General features: G+C 59.2%; 3 pseudogenes. 2 read left to right on the top strand and 1 reads right to left on the bottom strand.

Annotated features, from left to right (window positions below):
* Positions 1-164 precede the first annotated feature (164 nt).
* A pseudogene (locus tag PY650_RS36380) lies at positions 165-368 on the top strand (IS110 family transposase); the annotation flags it as partial.
* Positions 366-821 (top strand): annotated as a pseudogene (locus tag PY650_RS36375) (transposase); the annotation flags it as partial. The pseudogenes PY650_RS36380 and PY650_RS36375, both read left to right, overlap by 3 nt.
* 34 nt (positions 822-855) lie before the next feature.
* Here PY650_RS36375 and PY650_RS36370 read toward each other — a convergent pair.
* Positions 856-1,047, bottom strand: a pseudogene (locus PY650_RS36370) (transposase); the annotation flags it as partial.
* Between the last annotated feature and the right edge of the window lie 411 nt (positions 1,048-1,458).

The following is a 1,458-nucleotide window of genomic DNA, read 5'->3' as shown; positions in this document are numbered from 1 at the left end:
GCTTCGCCGTCACTCACCCGAGGTAGGAGCCGAGTGCGGGAATCCCGCTCGCTCGGATCTGTCCGGGGGGCGCTCGGCAACGGGCGTCCCTACCGGGAAGGAGTGGATAGCGGCCTGCACCGTGGCAGAGTGAGTTCGCTAGAAAATCTCTCTGGAGGCCAATCATGTTTACGACAGCCGATAAACCCGAGGCACCCGCCGCTATCCGCGTCGATCTTGGCGCAATCTTCGTCTCATTGGAACCGAGTAAATCGACCTGGCTGGTGACGTCGTTTTCGCCGGGAAGCCAGAAGATATCCCGTCACCCGGTCGCTGGCGGTGATATCGCCGGACTGTTCGCCTGCTTTGCCGAGCTGCGTCAAAAGGCCATGACCGATCAGAATGCGGGCGACGCCTCACAGGTCGAACCGCTGCTCAATCAGATCGATCGACCGATTAGCCAGTTCACGGCCGACGGCGCCTATGATGGTGAACCGACCTATGATGCCGTCGGTCGGCATAGCGCCGATGCTGTCGTCGTCATTCCACCTCGATCAAACGCGATCGACGGCTCGCAAACGGGGATCGCCAGTCAGCGAGACCGACACATCGAAGCGATCAAGGCGCACGGTCGGATGAAATGGCAAGCAACGACCGGCTATGGCAAGCGCTCGCTGGTCGAGATCGCCATCGGCCGATACAAATCAATCATCGGACACCGACTAAGGGCACGCTCATTCGGCGCGCAACAGACCGAGGTCGCCATCGGCTGCGCCGCCCTCAATCGCATGCTGGCATGCGCCCGCCCGAATTCCGTCCGCGGCCAAGCAACAAAGGTATAGCGTCTGCTTCAAAGACAGAAAGCCGTTCCCGTTGTGACCCATGCACCAACGCCCCGATCCGTCCCTCCCGGGCTGCCTTACGCCAATCATTCAACTGAAAGCGCGTAATCCCATGTCTGCGTGCCGTTGCCGCAACTTGTCGCGGAGCGGAATAACTCTCCGCCACGATCGCAAGTTTGGCCTCGTTGCTGAAACGGCGACGCCGCCCGCTATCGACAATCTCCATCCGGCTGACTTGCGGCCGGCTCCCTATCGTTACATCCACGGTTGTCACACTGCCTGTATCGACGTCGATATAGAGTAGGCGCAACGCGCGCGGTATGTTCCGTATTGGGCGACCTAAGCGTTTCGAGTGCTACGGTGCCTTGATGAGCTTCGAACCGCCTTCCCTGCATGCAGCAGTCTAAGCTCTCGAAAGGATATGAGCCGACGCTCCCTGCAATCGTGCCATCCGCCTACTGTAGAACAGGGCGCTCAGATTTCGTACGGCACTCGAATGTCTGGCATTTCCTTCAGGAGGTCCTTGGTGTTTCGAGTAATTGAACCGCGCCGGGTTTGCCGGAGGCTCCAACTCGTGAGAAAGTGGAGCCGATATGAGCAAGACGACCAACAAATTTTCACCTGAAGTTCGTGACCG

The sequence above is a fragment of the Martinezella calliandrae genome (genome assembly GCF_030272695.1).
Taxonomy (GTDB): domain Bacteria; phylum Pseudomonadota; class Alphaproteobacteria; order Rhizobiales; family Rhizobiaceae; genus Rhizobium; species Rhizobium calliandrae.
This window is presented reverse-complemented; position numbering and strand designations above follow the sequence as displayed.